Origin of the sequence: Streptomyces cyaneochromogenes (assembly GCF_003963535.1) — a bacterium.
Lineage (GTDB): Bacteria > Actinomycetota > Actinomycetes > Streptomycetales > Streptomycetaceae > Streptomyces > Streptomyces shaanxiensis.
Map to the genome: position 1 here is coordinate 10167314 of NZ_CP034539.1, position 20043 is coordinate 10187356.

The 20043-nt window shown below is 70.9% G+C and carries 9 protein-coding genes and 2 pseudogenes; 4 read left to right on the plus strand and 7 right to left on the minus strand.

Annotation, left to right across the window (positions count from 1 at the left end; genetic code table 11):
• Positions 1-8 precede the first annotated feature (8 nt).
• The gene (locus EJ357_RS45605) at positions 9-1625 is read right to left on the minus strand and encodes a glycoside hydrolase family 43 protein (protein WP_456114843.1); all 1617 of its coding nucleotides are present in this window, start codon (positions 1623-1625) and stop codon (positions 9-11) included.
• Between the two features lie 360 nt (positions 1626-1985).
• Here EJ357_RS45605 and EJ357_RS45610 point away from each other — a divergent pair.
• Positions 1986-2482 (plus strand): annotated as a pseudogene (locus EJ357_RS45610) (glycoside hydrolase family 27 protein); the annotation flags it as partial.
• A 219-nt stretch (positions 2483-2701) separates the two neighbouring features.
• On the opposite strand, the pseudogene EJ357_RS45615 reads toward EJ357_RS45610, so the two are convergent.
• The 5 genes and pseudogenes from EJ357_RS45615 to EJ357_RS45635 all read right to left on the minus strand — a co-directional run.
• Positions 2702-2938: pseudogene (locus tag EJ357_RS45615) on the minus strand (alpha-galactosidase); the annotation flags it as partial.
• Positions 2939-3220: 282 nt separating this feature from the next.
• Entirely contained in the window at positions 3221-4987 is a 1767-nt protein-coding gene (locus tag EJ357_RS45620) for a cellulase family glycosylhydrolase (RefSeq protein WP_126398484.1), read from the minus strand.
• Positions 4988-5088: 101 nt separating this feature from the next.
• Entirely contained in the window at positions 5089-6594 is a 1506-nt protein-coding gene (locus EJ357_RS45625) for a glycoside hydrolase family 43 protein (protein WP_126398486.1), read from the minus strand.
• Between the two features lie 48 nt (positions 6595-6642).
• Complete coding sequence (locus EJ357_RS45630) at positions 6643-8775, minus strand: alpha-galactosidase (protein ID WP_126398488.1); 2133 nt, start codon at positions 8773-8775, stop codon at positions 6643-6645.
• A gap of 16 nt (positions 8776-8791) precedes the next feature.
• On the minus strand, positions 8792-10777 hold the full coding sequence (locus tag EJ357_RS45635) for a beta-galactosidase (RefSeq protein WP_126398490.1): 1986 nt from the start codon (positions 10775-10777) through the stop codon (positions 8792-8794).
• A gap of 222 nt (positions 10778-10999) precedes the next feature.
• On the opposite strand from EJ357_RS45635, the gene EJ357_RS45640 reads away from it, so the two are divergent.
• From EJ357_RS45640 to yicI, 3 genes are read left to right on the plus strand one after another with little or no spacing between them, the layout of a single operon-like run.
• A complete protein-coding gene (locus EJ357_RS45640) occupies positions 11000-13945 on the plus strand; it encodes a glycoside hydrolase family 3 protein (protein WP_126398492.1) in 2946 nt (981 codons plus the stop codon).
• Positions 13942-15342 carry a GH1 family beta-glucosidase gene (locus tag EJ357_RS45645; RefSeq protein ID WP_126398494.1) on the plus strand — a complete coding sequence of 467 codons (1401 nt, stop codon included), beginning with the start codon at positions 13942-13944 and terminating at the stop codon, positions 15340-15342. The genes EJ357_RS45640 and EJ357_RS45645 overlap by 4 nt, the downstream gene beginning before the upstream one ends.
• Entirely contained in the window at positions 15339-17621 is a 2283-nt protein-coding gene (gene yicI, locus EJ357_RS45650; RefSeq protein ID WP_126398496.1) for an alpha-xylosidase, read from the plus strand. The genes EJ357_RS45645 and yicI overlap by 4 nt, the downstream gene beginning before the upstream one ends.
• Positions 17622-18223: 602 nt before the next feature.
• On the opposite strand, the gene EJ357_RS45660 is transcribed toward yicI, so the two are convergent.
• Positions 18224-19852 (minus strand): PucR family transcriptional regulator, encoded by a 1629-nt coding sequence (locus EJ357_RS45660; RefSeq protein ID WP_126398500.1) that lies wholly within the window; start codon positions 19850-19852, stop codon positions 18224-18226.
• Positions 19853-20043: the final 191 nt, after the last annotated feature.

Sequence of the window (20043 nt, forward strand, 5' to 3'; positions counted from 1 at the left end):
GGGCCGCTTCAGGGCGTGGACAGGTCGAACCGCGTGACACGGACCGCGCCGCCGAGGGCCTGCGTGGCGTGGTTGAAGAGGGCGAATCGGTAACCCATGAAGAACCGCCAGTCGTTGCCCAGGGAGAAGGCGGGGCCGAGGCGGGTGAAGGTGGTGCCGTCGGTGCTGTAGGAGAAGCTGCCGAGGCGTCCGGTGCCGGGGCGGATGTCCGCGCTCGCGCGCAGCCAGACCCGGCTGCCCGGGGCGGCCGCGCTCGCGACCTCCGTGCCGGTGCCGGTGGTGTTCCAACTGCCATCCATGGTCAGCCCGTTGACCATCACCAACCGCGGCACGCCACCGTCGCGCTTGACGCCGATCCAGGCGGAGGAGTCCCGCAGCAGCGCGAGTCCGGCCCGGTCGCCGTCCCGCATGGCGGAGTGGTCGAGCTGGACCGTGGCGGTGGAGGTGGGGCCCTGGATGCGGTGCGTCAGGGTGTTGCGGGCCCAGTAGAGGTCGTTGGTGACGGTCGCGGTCCGCAGGGTCAGCCCGCCGCCGACCGACCACTTGGTGTTGTCCGGGTTGTGGTTCCACTCCCATCGCGGGTTCAGCGCCGGGCCGTCGAAGGTGTCCACGCCGGTCATGGGGGTCACCGGGCGGGGCGGCGGGGGCACGACCGGGCTGGGATACGAGGCGCCCCATGCGCCGTCGACGAGCTGCACGACCGGCCAGCCGTCCGAGGTCCAGGTGACGGGCGCCAGGGCGGGCATCCGGCCGCCGGGGTAGGCGTCGACGAAGGCCAGGTAGTACCAGGCGCCGTTCTGCGTCTGTACCAGCCCGCCCTGGTGCGGGACACCGCCGCCGGGGATCGGCCCGCGCAGGTCGAGGAGGACCTGCCGCATCGTGTACGGACCGAAGGGGCCGCCCGACGATTTCAGGATGTACTGGCCGTTCGCGGGGCGGGTCAGGAAGATGTAGTACCGCCCGTTGATCTTGTAGAAGCGGGAGCCTTCGAGGGTGCCGACGCTCGACGGTGTCGTGAACACCTGCTGGGTGCGGACCTGGGTGCGGCCGTCGGGCGAGAGCTGGGCCACGCTGATGGTGGTGTTGCCGTACGCCACGTACAGGGTGTCGTCACTGTCGACGAGCAGCCCCGCGTCGTAGTAGGGGGTGCTGATCGTCGTCAGCCTGTTCCACGGCCCCTCGGCGGCGGTGGCGGTGTAGACGTAACTCCGGGCGAAGTCGATCTGGCCGAGCCAGTAGAAGGTCCTGTTGCTCGGCCGGTAGGCCAGTGACGACGCCCAGATCCCTCGGACGTAGCCACGGGCGCCGTTGAGGTCGTACTTGGCGCCGAAGTCGAGCGCGGGCACCGAGTGACCGGCGATCTCCCAGTTCACCAGGTCGTACGACCTGAGGACGGGCGCGCCCGGCGAGTAGTGCATCGTCGAGGCCGAGGCGTAGAAGGTGTCCCCGACGCGGATGACGTCGATGTCCGCGAAGTCCTGCCAGATCACCGGGTTCGGGTAGGTGGCCGGGGCGGCGGTCGCGAGGTCCGGGGCCGCGGCCGGCGGAAGCAGGGCGCCGGCGGTCAGGCAGGTGGCGGCCGTCAGGGCGCGGCGACGGGACATCGGTTGATGAGGCCATGACATATCCATGTGTGGCGTTCTCCCTGTGCGGCTCAGGGTTCGGGATGTTGAACGTGCATCGATTTGTCGGCAACTGTGGATGATAGGAGGCCCATGCGTCCCGTCAATCCTTTTCGCATTATTCGATGCTCGTGTCGAAACATTCGACGCGGGGGGTGTGAGTCACTGCAGGTCAATTGCCTGTGCGAGACGGATGCGCGTGGTGTTGACATGCTCGTGCGTCCCTCTACCATCCAAGGCGCTGCAAGTTTCCGAACGGCATGCGAAATTTCGAACCCATCTCCAGCTCTCTCGCAGTGTCATGGACGTGACACCATGTCAGCGTCACCCGCCCATGGCGCTCATCCGGTAAAGGAGCCCTTGGTGCCCAGACGATCAGGCGGACGGCTGCTCCGCCTCCTCGCGACCACTGTGCTGACGGTCTCCGCGTCCCTGACGGCCTCCGCGCACTCTCCCGCCGCGGCCGCGCCGGGCGCCCGGCGCTCACTCCGCCGCTGGGCTGCAACAGCTGGAACAGCTTCGGGTGCGGGATCACCGAGGCGCAGGTCCGCGAGGCCGCCGACGCCATGGTGTCCTCCGGCATGAAGGACGCGGGCTACCAGTACGTCGTCGTCGACGACTGCTGGTTCGACCCGCAGCGCGACGCGGCGGGCAATCTGCGGGCCAACCCGACCAAGTTCCCCAGCGGCATGAAGGCGCTCGGGGACTACATCCACGGCAAGGGCCTGAAGTTCGGCATCTACCAGGCCCCCAACGAGAAAACCTGCGCCCAGGGCGTGGGCACCTACCCCGGCTCCACCGGCAGCAAGGGCCACGAGGCCCAGGACGCCAACACGTTCGCCTCGTGGGGCGTGGACTACCCCCCCTCTGCTGGCGGTCAACCAGGACCCGCTGGGCTCCGGCGGGCGCCGGGTGCGCGACGACGGCAGCACCGAGGTGTTCGCCAAGCCCCTGTCCGACGGCTCCGTCTTGAGAAGAGGGGTTTCACGATGACGAGGTCAAGGTCCCTCTTATGGGCCGCCGTGGTATCGGTGCTGGTCGTCCCGAGAATGGGAGGCACGGCACTGGGCCACGGCCGGGGCGGCCGTGTGACAGTCCCAGATCAGGGCCGTGGCCCCGGCGGCGGTGGAGGCGTTGTCCACGTCCACGCAGCGGCCGGACGCGGTGCCGCGCAGCCGCGAGGTGGTGGCGGCCTGCGGGCTGCCCCCGCTCACCTGGAACACGGCCACTCCGTGCGCGGGGACGCTCGCCGAGATCTGCCCGGACGTGCTGGACGTGCCGCCGGTCCACAGGTGGGTGAGGGTGAACCCGTCTCCCTGGTCCAGATGCGGCCGATCACCCTCGTGCTCGACGGCCGAGGGCCCCTCGTCCAGGCCTGCGCCGCCACCTCTGCCGCTTCTGCCGGTCTCCCGCCGAGCAGCGCGAGACACAGCACTGGTGGTGTACCCGCCAAGGCGGACCACAACGGCTCCCGCAACATCGCCCACCGGGCCGAAGCTATGTGGTGGCGGGGCGACCAGGTAGAGGGCTGACAAGGCCACAGACGCCGAAGCCCTGGTTGCCCGAGACGGGGGCAACCAGGGCACGTGGCCTGTCGGTCAGGACTCCTTGACGGCCGTACCGGTGACCGTGTCTCCGGACTTCGTGACCTTGTACTTCACCTTGGCGCCGCTGTGGAAGTGGAAGGTCAGGTTCGCCGTCTCGCCCTCACGCAGGGACTTGAGCGTGTCGGCGGTCAGGATGATCGTGCCGTTCGGGACGTCTGGCCGGAAGGCGATGTTGAACTCCTGGAACGGAGTCCAGCTCGTCAGGCCGGCGTTGGTGCCGTCGCCGTACGTGGCCTCCATCGTCGCCAGGTCGTCTCCCTGGTACTTCGTGGGAATGGCGAACTTGTCCTTCGTGCCCGTGGTGTCGGAAAGGACCGGGGTGTCGTAGGTGATCACGTCGATCTGCCAGGGCAGACCCTTCGAGAACCGGGCCTGGAGCGTCGAGTTGACTCCGTACGCACGGTCACCGGCCAGCTTGGTCAGCGTCGACGCCCGCAGGGCGATCCGGTCCTCGAAGAGGGTGTAGTCCCGGCCCTCGACCAGCTTGGTGTCGCCGTGCCACAGCCCGCGGAACTTCAAGCCGTTGCGGTTCAGGGTGAGCGACTGCACCTCGATCTGGCCGGACTTCTTCAGGTAGATCCGGTCGAAGGAGGCGGTTCCGGAGCGGGTGGTCCAGCTCGACTTGATCCACGCGAAGAGCGCGGGGTCGCGCCACTTCAGGGTCTGGCGGTTCAGGTAAGCGAAGCCCGGGTCCCACAGGGCGGTGGTCACACCGGCGGTGCGCGCCAGGTGCCCGATGTGCTCGTAGTACTTCAGCGCCTCGCCCCGCTCGATGCGGGAGGGGTGGTTGTCGTCGGGGTAGGCGAGCAGGCCGTACTCACCGACGTAGACGGGGATACCCCGGTCGGTGAAGATGTGCTTCATCCGGGCGAAGACGTCGTCCGCGTCGTTCCGGGACTTCTCGTCGTACCGGGTGCCGCCCGCGATGTTCACACTGAACGGGAAGAAGCTGTAGTAATGCACGGTGGCGACGAGGTTCTTGTCGCCCAGCCCGCTGATCGTGGTGTACAGGCTGTCCATGAAGTCCTGGGACGGGGTGCCACCCGGCGTGGTCAGGACGAGCAGACGGTTCTCGTTCCCGCCGCCCGAAGCGCGGACGACCTTGTGGAACGAGGTGTTCAGTTCATGCACCAACTCGGCCTTCCGTGCGTCCGAGACATCGCCGAAGGTCGGTTCGTTGATGCTCTCGAAGAGCAGGGTGCGCGGCTCGTCGCGGAACGCCGCGGAGATCTGCTTCCACAGGGAGTCGAAGCGGGCGAGCACCTGGTCGCGGTCCGCGGAGACCTCGTAGACCCACTGCCAGGAGTCGTGGTGCACGTTGAGCACGACGTAGAGGCCCTCGGCCTGCGCCCAGTCCACCACCTCCTTGACACGGCTCATGTACGCGGCGTCGACGGCGTACGGCGCGGTGTCCTTCTGGTAGTTGCTCCAGGTCACCGGGATGCGGACGCTGCGGAAGCCCTGCTCCCGGACGGTCCTGAGCAGCTCCCTGGTGGCCTTGGGGTTGCCCCAGGACGTCTCCTCCGGGATCGCGTCCAGGGTGTTGCCCAGGTTCCAGCTGGGCTGCATCGCGTCGACGGCGTCCATGGCCCGGGCCGGAACCTTGCCCGTGGAGAGAGCCTGCGGTGCCGAGTCGCCCGGCGCGGCGGTCGCGGTGCTGCCCGCCAGTCCCAGGATGACGAGCAGCGCCATCAGCAGGCCGGCCAGGCGCCCGGGGCCGGGTCTGCCCTGGCGCGCGGGTTGCCGTATGTCCTTCACGTGTGATGCCTTTCGGTTGGTCGTGTCCTTGCGGCCGACGGTTCGGGTTGGTTCCGTCCGTGGTCGGAGAGGCCCCGTTTCAGTGGAGAGCGAGAAGGCGTTCAGTCGTCGAGGGGCTCGTAGTCGAACCAGTCGAAGTGGACGGTGCCTGCCGTGGCGTACATGCCGATGACCCGGCCGGTGAAGCCGCCGGCGACCTCGGTCGACAGGTAGCGGCCGTCGAGTGACGCCAGCTCGGTGAAGGTTCCGTCCGGGGCCTCGATGCCCAGGGAGATGACGTCGGGCCCTGTGCAAGGCCCTTGCGGTTCCGGCGGGTTGACCGTGAGGGCGAGGACCACGGGCCCGGCGGGTACGGACCGGGTGGCCACGACCGTGCGCAGGGAGCCGATGCGCGCGATCACCCGCACCTCCGTGCCGGACGCCTCGATCTCGTAGTGGTGCTGCTCGTCCAGCCGTACGGCGAGGCCACCGCGCCCCTGCTCCGGGTCGATCAGGGTGCGTGCCCGGCAGGTGAGGTGCTGCTGACGGCGGCCGGTGAACACCGCGTCGGGCTCGTCCAGGGAGTCTCCCCGCGCGCGGAGCGTCAGCCATCCGGGGCGCTCCTCGGTGGTGCAGAGCTCGGCGGGGCGGTCCCGCAGGGACATCCAGGCCGGCCCGAGTTCGCTGAGCTCGAAGTCGTCGCGCCGTTCCGCGGCGGGGGTGGGGGAGAGCGGCCAGGGGAGCTCGGGCAGGTCCAGGGTGACCTCGCCGACGACCGGCCAGCCGTCCTCCCAGGTCACGGGAGCCAGGAAGGTCTCCCGGCCGAGCACGTGCCAGCCGGGGGTGCCGCCGCCCGGCCGCACGCCGAGGAACACCATCCACCAGGAGCCGTCAGGGCCCTGGACCAGGTCCCCGTGCCCGGTGTTCTGCACCGGGTGGTCCGTGGAGCGGTGGGTGAGGATCGGGTTGGCCGGGCACGGCTCGAACGGGCCGGTCGGCGTCTGGCCGCGGGCGATCGACACGCCATGGCCGCGCTCGGTGCCGCCCTCGGCGATGAGCAGGTACCAGTAGTCGCGGATCCGGTACAGGTGCGGCGCCTCCGGAGCCTTCGCGCCGGGGCCGCCGGACCAGACCTTGTGCGGCGTGCCGTGCGTCTGCCCGGTGGACGGGTCGAGCCGGACCTGCGACACCCCGGCGACGGTGCACCAGCACGTGCCGTCCTCGTCCCAGGCCAGGTCGGGATCGATGCCGGGCACTCCCGGTGCCGGGATCGGATCCGACCAGGGGCCGGCCGGGTCGGTCGCCGTGACGATCAGGTTGCCGCCGCCCTCGGTGCAGTTGGTGACGATCAGCCAGAAGCGGCCGTCGTGATGCCGCAGGGTGGGGGCGTAGATGCCGCCGGAGGCCCACGCCTTCGTCAGCGGCAGCTGTTCCGGCCGGTCCAGGACGTTGCCGATCTGCCGCCAGTTCACCAGGTCACGACTGTGGAAGATGGGTGCGCCGGGGAAGTACTCGAAGCTGGAGCAGACGAGGTAGTAGTCGTCGCCGACCCGGCAGATGCTCGGGTCGGGGTGGAACCCGGGGATCACGGGGTTGGTGGCGCGGGCGGGCGGGTTCTGAGCGGGCACCCTCGGGCGTCCTTTCGTGGTTCGTGCAGTGGGCGGCAGGGGCGGCGCTCAGGGAGCGGCCGGTTCCGTGCGGGTGATGCGGAACAGCGCCGCGGACGGCGCGGTGGGCAGGGTCACGGTGAGGTCGGCCGTGTCCGGGTTCCAGACGGCAGCGGCTGGACGTGCGGCGGGGTACAGCACCTCGACACGGGCTGCGCCGCCCGCCGGTTCAGGCAGCCGGAGGGTTGTGGTGGCCGCGCCGTCCGGGCGGCGCCAGACGGTGAGGTAGGTGGTGGTGGGGGTGTGCAGGGCGAGAGCGATCCAGGGGTCGTCCCAGGCGGGGAGGCCGAAGGGCCAGGAGGGCACGGCCTGCGGCAGGTCGGCGCGGATGGCCTTGTACACGGCCACCGCCTCGTGGACCAGGGCGCGGGCCTCGGGCCCCAACTCCAGCAGGCCGCCGGAGAGATGGATACGGCCCAGCAGAGCGCTCGCCATGGTGAAGGCGACCTCGTCGAGGGAGTCGTCCGGCTGCGGATAGGCCCACACGGCGCCCTGCTCGGGGGTGACGGCGGTGGGCGCGGAGGCCGCGATGGGCGCGTAGCGCTCCAGGTTCTGCTGGTCGCTGGTGGACTGCAGTTGCAGCCGCGACAGCATCGCGTCGTCCCAGCGCATGCCGCCCGAGGCGCAGTTCTCCACCACCAGGTGCGGATAACGGTCCAGGATGCCGTCGAGCCAGTCCAGGTGGGCCCGGTTGTGGCCGAGCAGGCCGGCGCCCGCACTCTCGCCGGGGTGGGCGCTGGTGCCAGAGCCGGGGTCGATGTTGTGGTCGAGCTTGAGGTAGCCGACGCCCCATTCGCCGACCAGCCGGTCCACGACCTGGTCCAGGTGGGCGCGGGCGGCGGGGTGGCGCAGGTCCAGGTGATACCGCCCGGACTCGGTGACGCGGACGCCGTCGCGGCGGAAGAACGCCTCGTCGGGCAGGGACTTGGCCATGGGGCTGCGTACGCCGATCACCTCGGGCTCCAGCCACAGGCCGGGCACCATGCCGCGCTCCCGGATGCGGTCCAGGACCTCGTGGATGCCCTTCTCGCCGGGGAAGCGGGAGGCGGACGGCTCCCAGGCGCCGACGGTGGTCCACCAGCCGTCACCGTCGTCGTACCAGCCGGCGTCGATGACGAAGTACTCCGCGCCCGCGTCGGCGGCCGCGTCGATGAGCGGCAGGAGCTTGTCGGTGGTGGGCTCGCCCATCAGGCAGTTCATGTAGTCGTTGAAGATGACGGGCAGACCCTGGTGGTCGGGGTGCGGGCGGCGCTGGACGCGCCGGTAGCGGGTCAGCGCGGCGAACGCGCCGTCGGGGCCGCCGTCGGGGCTGAAGGACAGCGCCACGGGTACGGTGCGGAAGGTGGCGCCCGGTTCCAGCGGCTGCCGCCAGCCGTGATGGGAGTCGGTGGGCCCGAACAGGGCCAGGTAGGCCGTCCGGTCGCGCTCGGCGCACTCCCAGCGCCAGCCCCCGCCGTTGTGCTCGACCTGCCAGACCCAGGTGCGGCCGGTGCGCCGGTCCGTGAGGCCGCCCATGGGCAGGTGCCCGCAACTGGACCAGGTGCCCTGGCCGGTCAGGGCGAAGCCGGAACGGCCGTTCGCGTGATGCACGCGTCCACCGTGGTCCGGCGTGGTCAGCCGCAGCGGGCGGCGCTGCCAGCGGCATTCGGCGAGCCAGTCGTTGTCCGCCCACAGCAGGTCGGCGGCGTCCAGGTCCGCCGGGTCCGGCGTGGTGAGGCACCCCATGGCGAACGAGCTGACCGACTCCAGGTGGAGCGTGTCGCGCCCTTCGTTGCGCAGGGTCACCTCGCTGCGGAGCACGGCCAGGCCGTCCGGCGACCGGTAGGTCACCTCCGCGACCAGACCAGTGTCCGGGTCGTGGAGTTCGACGGTCAGGACGTGCCAGTCACCCTCGCGGGTCGCACGGTGGGACCGGTGGCGCAGCCGCTCGCCGAGACCCGTCTGGACCAGCCGGCTGCCCGACCAATTCCTCCCGTGCCCCGTGGCCGTCACTTCCACCAGAGGCAGGGACCCACGAGGGTCCTTGGCGGTCTCCCCGGGCAGTCCGAGGTAGGTCAGGCGGGCACTGCCGTCGTCGCCGAGGTCGAACTCGAGATACAGGGCCTCGTGGCCCCAGCGGAAGTTCCGCTGTTCCGTTTCCATGGTGGCCTTTTCCGGGTCAGTGGCCGCGCAGGACCGCGCAGGCGCCGGGCGGCAGTTCGTGGGCCGTCGTACCCGTGAGCAGGTCGTGGCCGGGATCCGGCAGAGGCACGGTGTCCTCGGTGTGGTTGATCAGGACGTGCCAGCGGCGGCCGTCGGCCGCGTGCCGGGTGACGGCTTCGACACCGGCCGGCAGGCCCGCCAGCTCCGGCTCGACGCCGGCTTCCTTCAGGAGCCGCCCGACCAGGGCGCCGTAGTCGGCGTCGTCCAGGTGGGTGGAGAGGTACCAGCCCTGTCCGGTGCCGATGCGGTGCCGGGTGAGTGCCGGGCTGTCGGTGAGCATGCCGTGGGTGTAGGAGGCGACGGTTTCCGCGCCCTCGGTGTGCAGCGACTCGCTCCAGACGGTGCCGTGCGAGCCGTCCGACAGGGTGATCCGCTGCTCCTTCCGCAGGGGCCGGTACTCATCGACGCGGATGCCCAGCGCCTCGCGCAGCGGTGCGGCCGGGTAGCCGCCGAGCCGGGCGTGCACGCGCTCGTCGACGTAGCCGGCGGCGTGCTGGACGAGGAGTGTCCCCCCGCCCTCGACGTAACGGCGCAGGTTCTGCGCGCCCTTGTCGGACAGCAGGAACAGGGAGGGGGCGATCACCAGCCGGTAGCGGCTCAGATCGTGCTCCGGGTGGGCGAAGTCCGCTGTAACGCCCGCGTCCCACAGCGCGCGATGCGCCCCGGCGAGCGGCGCGTGGTAGTCGAGGCGGGGGGAGGGCAGGCCGTCCGCCTCCAGTGCCCACATGGCGTCCGGGTCGTCGAGCACGGCCACCTGCGCGGTGACCGTCGAACCCGCCAGCTCCGCGAGCGCGGCGACCGCCTCGCCGGTCTGTGTGACCTCGCGGAAGATTCGGCTGTCGGGACCCGCGTGCGGGAGCATCGCCGAGTGCCAGGTCTCGGCGCCGGCCCGGGACTGCCGCCACTGGAAGAACAGGGCGCCCTCCGAACCGCGCGCGATGTGGCCGAGGCTGTGGCGCAGTACGTCGCCCGGCTCCTTGCCGATCACCTGGTCGCCGTCGTAGACGGTGCTGGTGCCCTGCTCCATCAGCAGCCACGGGCGGCCGCCGGCCAGGGAGCGGGAGCGGTCGGCGTAGAAGGCCACATGCGCGGCGCCGTCGAGGCCGTTCGCGTCCGGGTACTGGTCGGAGCTGACGATGTCGAGTTCGCGGGCGAACGCCCATACGTTCAGCCGCAGGTCGTAGGGCAGCATCAGGTTCGTCGTCACCGGCCGGTCGCTGTGCTGGCGGATCGCGTCGCGCTGCTCGCAGTAGGCGGCGATGATCTCGTCACCCCAGAAGCGGTGGAAGTCCACTGTCTGGGCGGGGTTCTTGTGGTACTGCGTCGCCCGTGGGGGCAGGACCTGCTCCCAGGAGGTGTAGCGCTGGCTCCAGAAGGCCGTGCCCCAGGCCTCGTTGAGGGCGTCCAGAGAGCCGTGCCGGGCGCGCAGCCACACCCGGAACGCCGCCGCCGCGTGGTCGCACCAGCAGAGCGTGCCGTACTCGTTGTGCACGTGCCACAGCGCGAGGGCGGGGTGGTCGCCGTACCGTTCGGCCAGCCCGGAGGCGATCCGGCGGGCCGCGCTTCGGTAGGCGGGCGAGGCGAGACAGTAGGTGTCGCGGCTGCCGTGCACGAGGCGGGTGCCGTCGGCCCTGACCGCCAGCGCCTCAGGGTGGGCCAGGGTGAACCAGGGCGGCGGCGAGGCGGTCGGGGTGGCGAGGTCGACGGCCACGCCGTTCGCGTGGAGGCGTTCGATGTGGGCGTCCAGCCAGGTGAAGTCGTAGCGCCCCTCCTCCGGTTCGAGCAGGGCCCAGGAGAAGACTCCGAGGGTGGCCAGGTTGACCCTGGCCCGGCGCATGAGTTCGTCGTCCTCCTTCCAGACCGGCTCGTCCCACTGCTCGGGGTTGTAGTCGCCGCCGAAGGCGAGGCCGCCCAGGCGGTTGGTGACGCTACGTGCCGTCATGGCGGTGAGCCTTTCCCGTCAACTGTCGAAGCGCTTCACTTCGGAGGGAAGTTAACGGACATGTTTCGAGCGAAACAAGGGGCTGTGCAGGAGGGAACTTTGTCTCTACTGGGCCATTGACAGCCGACGAGCGAGAATGACAGCGTCGATGCGCTTCGACAATTCACTCTCCACCCCTGTGTCCACCGCCCGTCCACGCTCGACTGCCGAGGGATCTGTCTCGTGGCTTCTCCGTCCTCCAGCGCTCCCCGGTCGTCCTTCCGTGACCCCGCGCTCGCGCTGAGCAAGCGCGTCGACGACCTGCTGGACCGGCTCACCCTGGACGAGCGGCTCGCCATGCTGCACCAGTACGTCCCGGCCGTCCCACGCCTGGGCATCGCCTCGTTCCGCACCGGGACGGAGGCGTTGCACGGTGTCGCCGGGCTGGGGGTGGCGACCGTGTTTCCGCAGGCCGTGGGGCTGGGGGCGACATGGGACGAGGATCTGGTGCGAGCCGTCGCCGAGGCGGTCTCGGTCGAGGTGCGCGCCTTCCACCGGCACCGGCCCACCCCGTGGGGGTCGGGCACCAACGGCCTGCAGATCTGGTCGCCCGTGGTGAACCTGCTGCGCGATCCGAGGTGGGGGCGCAACGAGGAGGGCTACTCCGAGGACCCGCTGCACACCGCGCGCCTCGGTACCGCCTATTGCCGGGGCCTGGCCGGCGACCATCCCGACTACCTGCGCGCCGCCCCGGTGCTCAAGCACTTCCTCGCCAACAACAACGAGACCGGCCGCGCCGTCACCTCCTCCGGCCTGCGTCCCCGCGTGCTGCACGAGTACGACCTGGCTGCCTTCCGCCCGATCATCGCCTCCGGCGCGGCTACCGGCGCCATGGCCGCCTACAACCTGGTCAACGGCCGCCCCTGTCACGTCAGTCCGCTCCTGGAGGACGAACTGCGGCGCTGGGCGCGGCCGACCGGTCATGAACTGCTCGTGGTCAGCGACGAGGAAGCACCCTGCAACCTGGTGGAGCTGGAGCACTACTTCGACGACCACCCCACCTCCCACGCCGCCGCGCTGAAGGCCGGCATCGACAGCTTCACCGACCACCGCGAGGACAGCGCGACCGTGATCGGCCGACTGCGCCAGGCGCTGGAGAGCGGACTGATCGAGGAGGAGGACGTGAACCGGGCGGTGCGCCGCCAGCTCCACCTGCGCTTCCGCCTCGGCGAGTTCGACCCCGACCTCGACCCGTACGCCTCCATCGGCCCGGAGGTCATCGACAGCCCCGCTCACCGCGCCCTTGCCCGGCGCGCCGCCACCGAGTCGGTCGTGCTGCTCAAGAACGACGGCCTGCTGCCCCTGGACCCGGGGCGCGCACCGCGGATCGCCGTCATCGGGCCGCACGCCGACGCCGTGTACGAGGACTGGTACAGCGGGACCCTGCCGTACCAGGTCGGCATCGCGGCCGGCCTGCGGGGCGCGTTCGACGGGCACGGCGAGGTGGTCTGCGTCTCGGGCGCCGACCGGATCTCGCTGCTCTCCCGCACCTCCGGCAAGCCCGTGGGCGGGACCTCGTTCGACGTCCAGGAGTGGGGCGACGGCGTCCTCACCCTGCGCGACGCCGACACCGGCCGTTACCTGGCCATGGCGGACGACGCCGCGCTCGTCGCGGACCGGACGCTGATCAAGTCCTGGTTCGTCGACGAGACCTTCCTCCTGGAGCCCGCCCCGGACGGTGAGGGCGACACCGTTGTCCTCCGCCATGTGCGCACCGGTCGCTACGCGGCCCTCGACCCCGCCGACGGCCGGGTGCGGGTCACCGCCGAGAACCCCGAGGTGGCCGAGCGTTGGCATCGCGAACTGCTGCGCGACGGCGCCGCAGAGGCAGGGGCCGCCGCCGAGCAGGCCAACGTGGCGATCGTCGTCCTCGGCAACCACCCGATGATCAACGGCCGGGAGACCGAGGACCGTACCGGAATCGCCCTGCCCGAGACGCAGGAAGCGCTACTGCGCACCGTCGCCGCCGTGCGCCCCGAGACCGCCCTCGTCGTCATGAGCAGTTACCCCTACGCGGTCGACTGGGCCCAAGAACACCTGCCCGCCGTGGTGTGGACCTCCCACGGCGGGCAGGACACAGGTCACGCGCTGGCCGCCGTCCTGCTCGGCGCGGCCGACCCCGCCGGGCGACTGCCGCAGACCTGGTACCGGGGCGACGACGCACTGCCCCACCAGCTCGACTACGACATCATCAAGGCGGGATGGACGTACCAGTACCACCGGTCCGCGCCCCTCTACCCCTTCGGACACGGCCTGTCCTACACCGACTTCGCCTACGGTGACCTGCGGATGTCCGCGTCGGCCATGGCCCAGGACGGGGCGGTGGACGTCGCGGTGACCCTGGCCAACACGGGCCCGCGGTCCGGTAGCGAGGTGGTCCAGCTCTACGTGCGAGCCCTCGACGCCCGCTACGAGGCACCCCGTCTGCGGCTCGCGGACTTCCGCAAGGTGCGGCTCGACTCCGGGCAGAGCCGGGAGGTGACGTTCCGCCTGCCCGCCGAACGACTGGCGCACTGGGACGTGGCCGCGGGCACCTTCACCGTCGATCCCGGCCGCTACGAGGTGCTCGTCGCCCGCTCGGCCGAGGACATCGTCCTTGGCGCACCGCTCACTGTCAGCGGCACCGCACCCGCACCGCGCGCACTGGTGGGCCGGCGTACCCTCGCCGTCGACTTCGACGACTACGCCGGCATCACCCTGGTCGACGCCACCCGCGAACGGGGCGACGCCGTCGCCCCGGCGGATCCCGCGCGGCCCGCGACCGTGCACTTCCGCTCCGTCGACCTGTCCGGGGCGGCCCGTTTCGAGGCCGAGGTCGCGCGTGAGGCCACCGGCCACGGCGAGGCGCGACTGGAGGTACGGGCGGGCGACCACCTCCTCGCGGAGATCGCCGTACCGGCCACCGGCCACCGCCACACCTGGACGACCGTGACCGCCGCGACGGCGCTACCGGGCGTGGGGCACCACGACCTGTGCCTCACCCTGCACGGCGACTTCCGACTGGCCTCCTTCCGCTTCACCGCGACCGAAGGCGCGGTCGCGGGCGACACACCGAACACACCGAACACGCGGAACACGCCGAACACACCGAACCCACCGACCCGGTTCAACGAGGACGATTCCGAATGAGCACCCCGCCCTGCCCGAAGCTGCCCGCCGGCTTCCGCTTCGGTGCGGCCACGTCCGCCTACCAGATCGAGGGCGCCCACGACGAGGACGGCCGCGGACCGTCCATCTGGGACACCTTCAGCCACACCCCCGGGCGCACCCACGCCGGTGCCACCGGGGACAAGGCCGCCGACCACTACCACCGCCACCGCGAGGACGTGGCCCTGCTGCGCGATCTCGGCGTCGACGGCTACCGCTTCTCCATCGCCTGGTCCCGTCTGCTGCCCGAGGGCACCGGACCGGTCAACGCCAAGGGGCTGGACTTCTACGACCGCCTCATCGACGACCTGCTCGCCGCCGGTGTCGCACCCGCCGTCACCCTCTACCACTGGGACCTCCCGCAGGCCCTGGAGGACCGCGGCGGCTGGCGCGTGCGGGAGACGGCCGAGGCCTTCGCGGCCTACGCGGCGCTCGCCGCCGGGCGCTACGGCGACCGGGTGGAACGCTGGATCACCCTCAACGAGCCCTACTGCTCCGCCTTCGTCGGCTACGCCGAGGGCCGGCACGCCCCCGGCGCGCGGGAGGGACGGGGCGCCCTGGCCGCCGCCCACCACCTGCTCGTCGGCCACGGTCTCGCCGTCAGCGCCCTGCGCGCCTCCGGGGTCCGCGAGATCGGCATCACCCTCAACCTGGACCGCATCCACGCCGCCTCCGACCGGCCCGAGGACCGCGCAGCCCTGCGCCGCGCCGAGACCCTGCACAACGACGTCTGGACCGAGCCGCTCTTCGCCGGACGCCACCCCCGCGACGAGGCCGAGACCTGGGACGGGCTCGCCGACGGCCCCTGGCGGCTGCCGGGCGACCTGGACCTGATCGGCGCCCCGCTGGACTTCGTGGGCATCAACTTCTACCGGCCCCTCACCGTGGCCGCCGCGCCGCACCGGGCGGCCGACCCCGAGCAGCGCACCGCCGTGGACGTCGGCGTGGCCGAACTGGACCCGTACGGCACCCGGCACACCACCATGGGCTGGCCGGTCGTCCCGTCTGCGTTCACCGAACTGCTCTGCGACCTGCACGCCCGCTACCCGCAGTTGCCGCCGGTCTGGATCACCGAGAACGGTTCGGCGGAGGCCGACACGGTCGCACCCGACGGCCGCGTCCACGACCCCGACCGCATCGCCTACCTCGCCGACCACCTCGCCGCCGTGGCCGACGCCGTCACCGCCGGTGTGGACGTACGCGGCTACTACGCCTGGTCGCTACTGGACAACTTCGAGTGGGCGCGCGGCTACGACCAGCGCTTCGGCCTGGTCCACATCGACTACGGCACCCTGACTCGCACCCCCAAGGACAGCTACCACTGGTACCGGGGCATGATCGCCGCGCACCGCGCGGGGACGGAGGAACCTGCCCGATGAAGTTCACGGACGGCTACTGGCTGATGCGTCCGGGCTGCACAGCCCGCCACGCCACCGAGGTCGGCGATGTGCGCGTCGACGACCACCGGATGACCCTGTACGCACCCGTGAAACACGTCAGCCGACGGGGGCAGACCCTCAACAGCCCGCTGCTGACGGTGGAGTGCTGGTCCCCGGCCGAGGGGATCATCGGCGTGCGGACCACCCACCACGCCGGATCGGTGCGCGGGGGACCGGAGTTCGCGTTGCCCGGAGCCGATGCGGCCGCCGGCAAGGTGCGCCGGGAGGGGGCGGTGCTGGAGCTGTCCTCCGGCGAACTGACGCTGCGGGTGGACACGGAACAGCCGTGGCGGCTGGACTTCACCGACGGCGGGCGCCTGCTGACCTCCTCCGGCGAGCGCGGCACCGGCTTCGTCACCGACGCCGAGGGCCGACATCACATGGTCGGCCAACTCGCCCTGGGAGTCGGTGAGTTGGTCTACGGGCTGGGGGAGCGGTTCACCCCGTTCATCAAGAACGGGCAAGTGGTGGACATCTGGCAGGCCGACGGCGGCACCAGCAGCGAACAGGCCTACAAGAACATCCCGTTCCACCTGACCAACCGCGGCTACGGCGTCTTCGTGAACCACCCCGGCAAGGTCGCCTACGAGGTCGGCTCGGAGGCCGTCGGGCAGGTCCAGTTCAGCGTCGAGGACCAGTCGCTGGAGTACTTCGTCGTATACGGGCCGACCCCGAAGCAGATCCTGGAGCGCTACACCGCGCTCACCGGCCGCCCGGCGCTGCCGCCCGCCTGGGCCCTGGGGCTGTGGCTGACGACGTCGTTCACCACCGACTACGACGAGGCCACCGTCCAGAGCTTCATCGACGGCATGGCCGACCGCGGCATCCCGCTGAGCGTCTTCCACTTCGACTGCTTCTGGATGCGCGCCTACCAGTGGTGCGACTTCGAGTGGGACGCCGATACGTTCCCCGACCCGGAGGGCATGCTGGCCCGGCTGAAGGACCGGGGACTGCGGATCTCCGCCTGGACCAACCCCTACATCGCCCAGAAGTCCGCGCTGTTCGAGGAGGGCATGCGTGAGGGCTACCTCGTCCGCCGCCCGGACGGCAGCGTGTGGCAGTGGGACCTGTGGCAGCCGGGCATGGCCCTGGTCGACTTCACCAACCCGGCCGCCCGGGACTGGTACATCGACAAGCTGCGCACCCTGCTCGCCCAGGGCGTGGACTGCTTCAAGACCGACTTCGGCGAGCGCGTTCCCACCGACGTCGTCTGGCACGACGGCTCCGACCCGGAGCGGATGCACAACTACTACACCCACCTCTTCAACCAGGCCGTCTTCGACCTGCTGCGCGAGGAGCGCGGCGAGGGCGAGGCGATGCTGTTCGCCCGCTCGGCCACCGCGGGCGGCCAGCAGTACCCGGTGCACTGGGGCGGCGACTGCTACTCCACCTTCGAAGCCATGGCCGAGTCGCTGCGCGGCGGACTCTCGCTCGGCATGTCCGGGTTCGGCTTCTGGAGCCACGACATCGGCGGCTTCGAGGGCACCCCGACGCCGACCGTCTTCAAACGGTGGGTGCAGTTCGGCCTGCTCTCCTCGCACAGCCGCCTGCACGGCAGCAACTCGTACCGCGTCCCGTGGGATTACGGCGAGGAGGCCGTCGAGGTCACCCGCGAGTTCACCCTCCTCAAGCACCGCCTCGCGCCCTACCTCCATCGCGCCGCCCAGCAGGCCCACACCACCGGCGTCCCAGTGATGCGGGCCATGGTCCTGGAGTTCCCCGACGACCCCACCGCGGCCGTGCTCGACCGGCAGTACATGCTCGGGGACGACCTGCTTGTCGCCCCCGTCTTCACCGACGACGGCACGGTCGAGTACTACGTGCCCGAGGGCACGTGGACCAACATCCTTACCGGCGCCCAGGTCACCGGCCCTCGCTGGGTACGCGAACAGCACGGCTTCCACACCCTGCCGCTGCTGGCCCGCCCCGACTCCGTCATTCCCCTCGCCGCCGACGCCCAGCACCCAGTGTCGGCCTGGGCGGACGACATCGAACTGCGGATCCACGCCTTCGCGGACGGCGCCCGCCGCACAGTGGTAATCCCCCGCACGGACACCCTCGGCGAGACGGCCCACTTCGACGTCCACCGCGAGGGAGACCGCCTGAGCGTCACGACCGACAGCCCGCACCCCTGGCGACTGCGGGTCGGCGGGCCCGGTGGCACGGTGTACACCAACACGGCTGGGCGGGGGAGGGCCGAGGTGCGTTACGAGGACTGAGCTTGTCGCCTAATCTCGTACATCCGTTGGGGGGGTGGGGATGGAGCAAGCGGTCTTCGAATCTGTCAGGTACTCCGCGGTGTGTCAGGAATGCGGTGCGGAACTGGAGTGTTGGGGGACCCAGGCCCTCGTGGACGCTCGCCTGCGCTGGGACGTGGAGTCGACGTGTTCCGCCTGCGGAGCTGCAGCAGCGATCTGCGGTGGCGACGTGCCGGCCGACCGGCGGGATCAAATGCTCTCCGAGCATGGACCCGCGAGGCTGCGGGTGAGCAGTCCATCGGCCGAGGGTGTCGCCATCATGCGGGTGTTGCGGGCAGAGCTCGGTATCGACCTGATCAGTGCCAAGGCCGTGATGCGTCGCGTGGCGAACGGTGACTACTCAGGAACGCTTCCGGAGATGGAACACCTGGCTCGCAAGCTGAGAGCGCGCGGCATCAGTGCTGTAGCGACGCGCCCATAGGATGCGTCGCGATCGTCGCGATCCGTACAAGGTCCAGGCAGTTGCATCGGGGCTCTCCAGGAAGCCCAGCCGCAGAGGGGCCGTCCACAAGCTGACGGCCCCTCTATGAGCGCAACTCCTCCGAATGCGGGAACCCGGTCCTTCAGTCGGCCCGCAACACATCGAGTGCCGTGAGAGCCACGTGAAGCTCCGTGCGCTGGTCGCCCGATTCGAGGTCGCGCGCGAGGAGGCGCTCAATGGTGCGCAGCCGTTGGTACATGGTCTCGCGGGAAAGGCCACCCCGGCGGGCGGCGGTCGTCTTGTTGCCGGCCGCCTCGAGGTAGTGGCGCAGGGTCGTCAGCAGGTCTGTGCCGTGCTGGATGTCGTGGTCGATGAGGCGCCGGAGCTGCCGTTCGGTGTACTCCTGGACACGGGGGTCCTCGCGCAGTGCGTACAGCAGGCGGCGCAGGCCGATGTCGGTCAGCTCGTGGAAGGAGCGGTCCGGGGGGAGGGGCTGGCCGGGCGGGGTGGCCTCGGCGACGCGGGCCGCCGCACGGAACGAGCGGGCGGTGTCGGTGAGGTCCGTGACCTCGGAGCCGACACTCACGACCGCTTCCGGAGCCAGGCCCAGTACCGTGCCGGACAGTCGCTCGACGATGGGACGCCAGGGCTGGGAGGTGCGCAGAGCCAGCAGGATGCCGAGGCGGTCGGGGGCCAGTTCACCGACGAGGGCCGGCACGCCTGCGGTGCTCAGCTCCTGCATCAGACGGGACTCGGTCTCGACTCCTCCCCCCTTCCCCGCGCGCAGGTCCACCAGGGCGGCGACGAAGTGGCCGCGATCGGTCGGCAGGCCCAGTGCGGCGCAGCGGGCGCGGGCGTCCTCCGCGGAGCGGTGGCGCTGTTCCACGAGGTCGAGCAGGGCGTTGCGGTGTGCGGTGCGTTCCCATGGGGTGGGGTGGATGAGGCGCGCGACGGTCAGTGCCATCGCGGTCCTCTCCAGCAAGGTGACGTCCTCCGGCCCGAACGCCGGTCCGTCGGTGCGCGCAGGGAGCATGGCCACGCGACCCCAGCGCTCGCCCTGGTACTCGACGGGGGCGGTGAGCCAGCCCTCCGGGCCGCGGATCGCTGTGTTGTCGCCGGGCCCGGTCGCCCTGGAGCGCTGTTCCCAGTCGGCGAGTGCCTCCTCGACGGTGAGCCCGGACGGTTCGCAGATCAGGGCCTGGTGCACCAGGTTCTCCAGGACGACCGTGCGGCCGCTCATCTCCGCCGCCGCACGCACAACGTCCTCCGGGCCGGCGCCGCGCAGGGTCAGGGCGGTGAACGCCTCGTGGATGCGCTGGGTGCGGCGCATCGCGTCCGCCTGGTTGCCGAGCAGCAGAGCGTGCACGACCTGGGTGACCTCCAGGAAGTTGACGTCCTTGGCGAGGGTGACGAGGGGGAGGCCGCGCAGGCGGCAGGCGTCGACGAGCGCGTCCGGCGGGCGGTGATAGCGGCGTACGAGTTCGATGACCAGCGCCGCTGCCCCGACGCCGGCGAGTTCGTCGACGTAGCGGCGCACGCCGGCCGCATCCGTCGGCAGGGGCATTCCGGTGGTGAGGACGAGTTCGCCGCCCTTGAGGAACGACGCGGGGTCGGTCAGCTCGGTGATGTGCACCCACCGGACCGGACGGTCCAGGTGCGGCATGCCGGTGACGACCTCGGGCCGTCCGGCGGCCAGGACGGGAAGCGCCAGGACATCGGCCACGGTGAGCGGAGGGGTGGGCCCCTGGCCTGCCGGGTGGTTGTCGTTCACGGTCTCTCCATGGGGGTCCCTGCTCGAACTCGGCCCGGAGCTCGGGGGAGTGCCCGGACACTGTGACAAGCGCCTCTGACCTGCGCAAGAGCGGTCCGTGAGCGACAGGCATCCGGGCGTGCCCCGATAAGGCTGACACAACGTCCGGATCTCGCGTCCCGGCCGGACAGATCGCGCGTTGGCGCATTCCC

What these genes read in the sequence shown, in the direction of transcription:
- EJ357_RS45605 (WP_456114843.1), bottom strand. Translation starts at nt 1,625, where the DNA reads ATGTCATGGCCTCATCAACCGATGTCCCGTCGCCGCGCCCTGACGGCC.
- EJ357_RS45630 (WP_126398488.1), bottom strand. Translation starts at nt 8,775, where the DNA reads ATGGAAACGGAACAGCGGAACTTCCGCTGGGGCCACGAGGCCCTGTAT.
- EJ357_RS45635 (WP_126398490.1), bottom strand. Translation starts at nt 10,777, where the DNA reads ATGACGGCACGTAGCGTCACCAACCGCCTGGGCGGCCTCGCCTTCGGC.
- EJ357_RS45645 (WP_126398494.1), top strand. Translation starts at nt 13,942, where the DNA reads ATGAGCACCCCGCCCTGCCCGAAGCTGCCCGCCGGCTTCCGCTTCGGT.
- yicI (WP_126398496.1), top strand. Translation starts at nt 15,339, where the DNA reads ATGAAGTTCACGGACGGCTACTGGCTGATGCGTCCGGGCTGCACAGCC.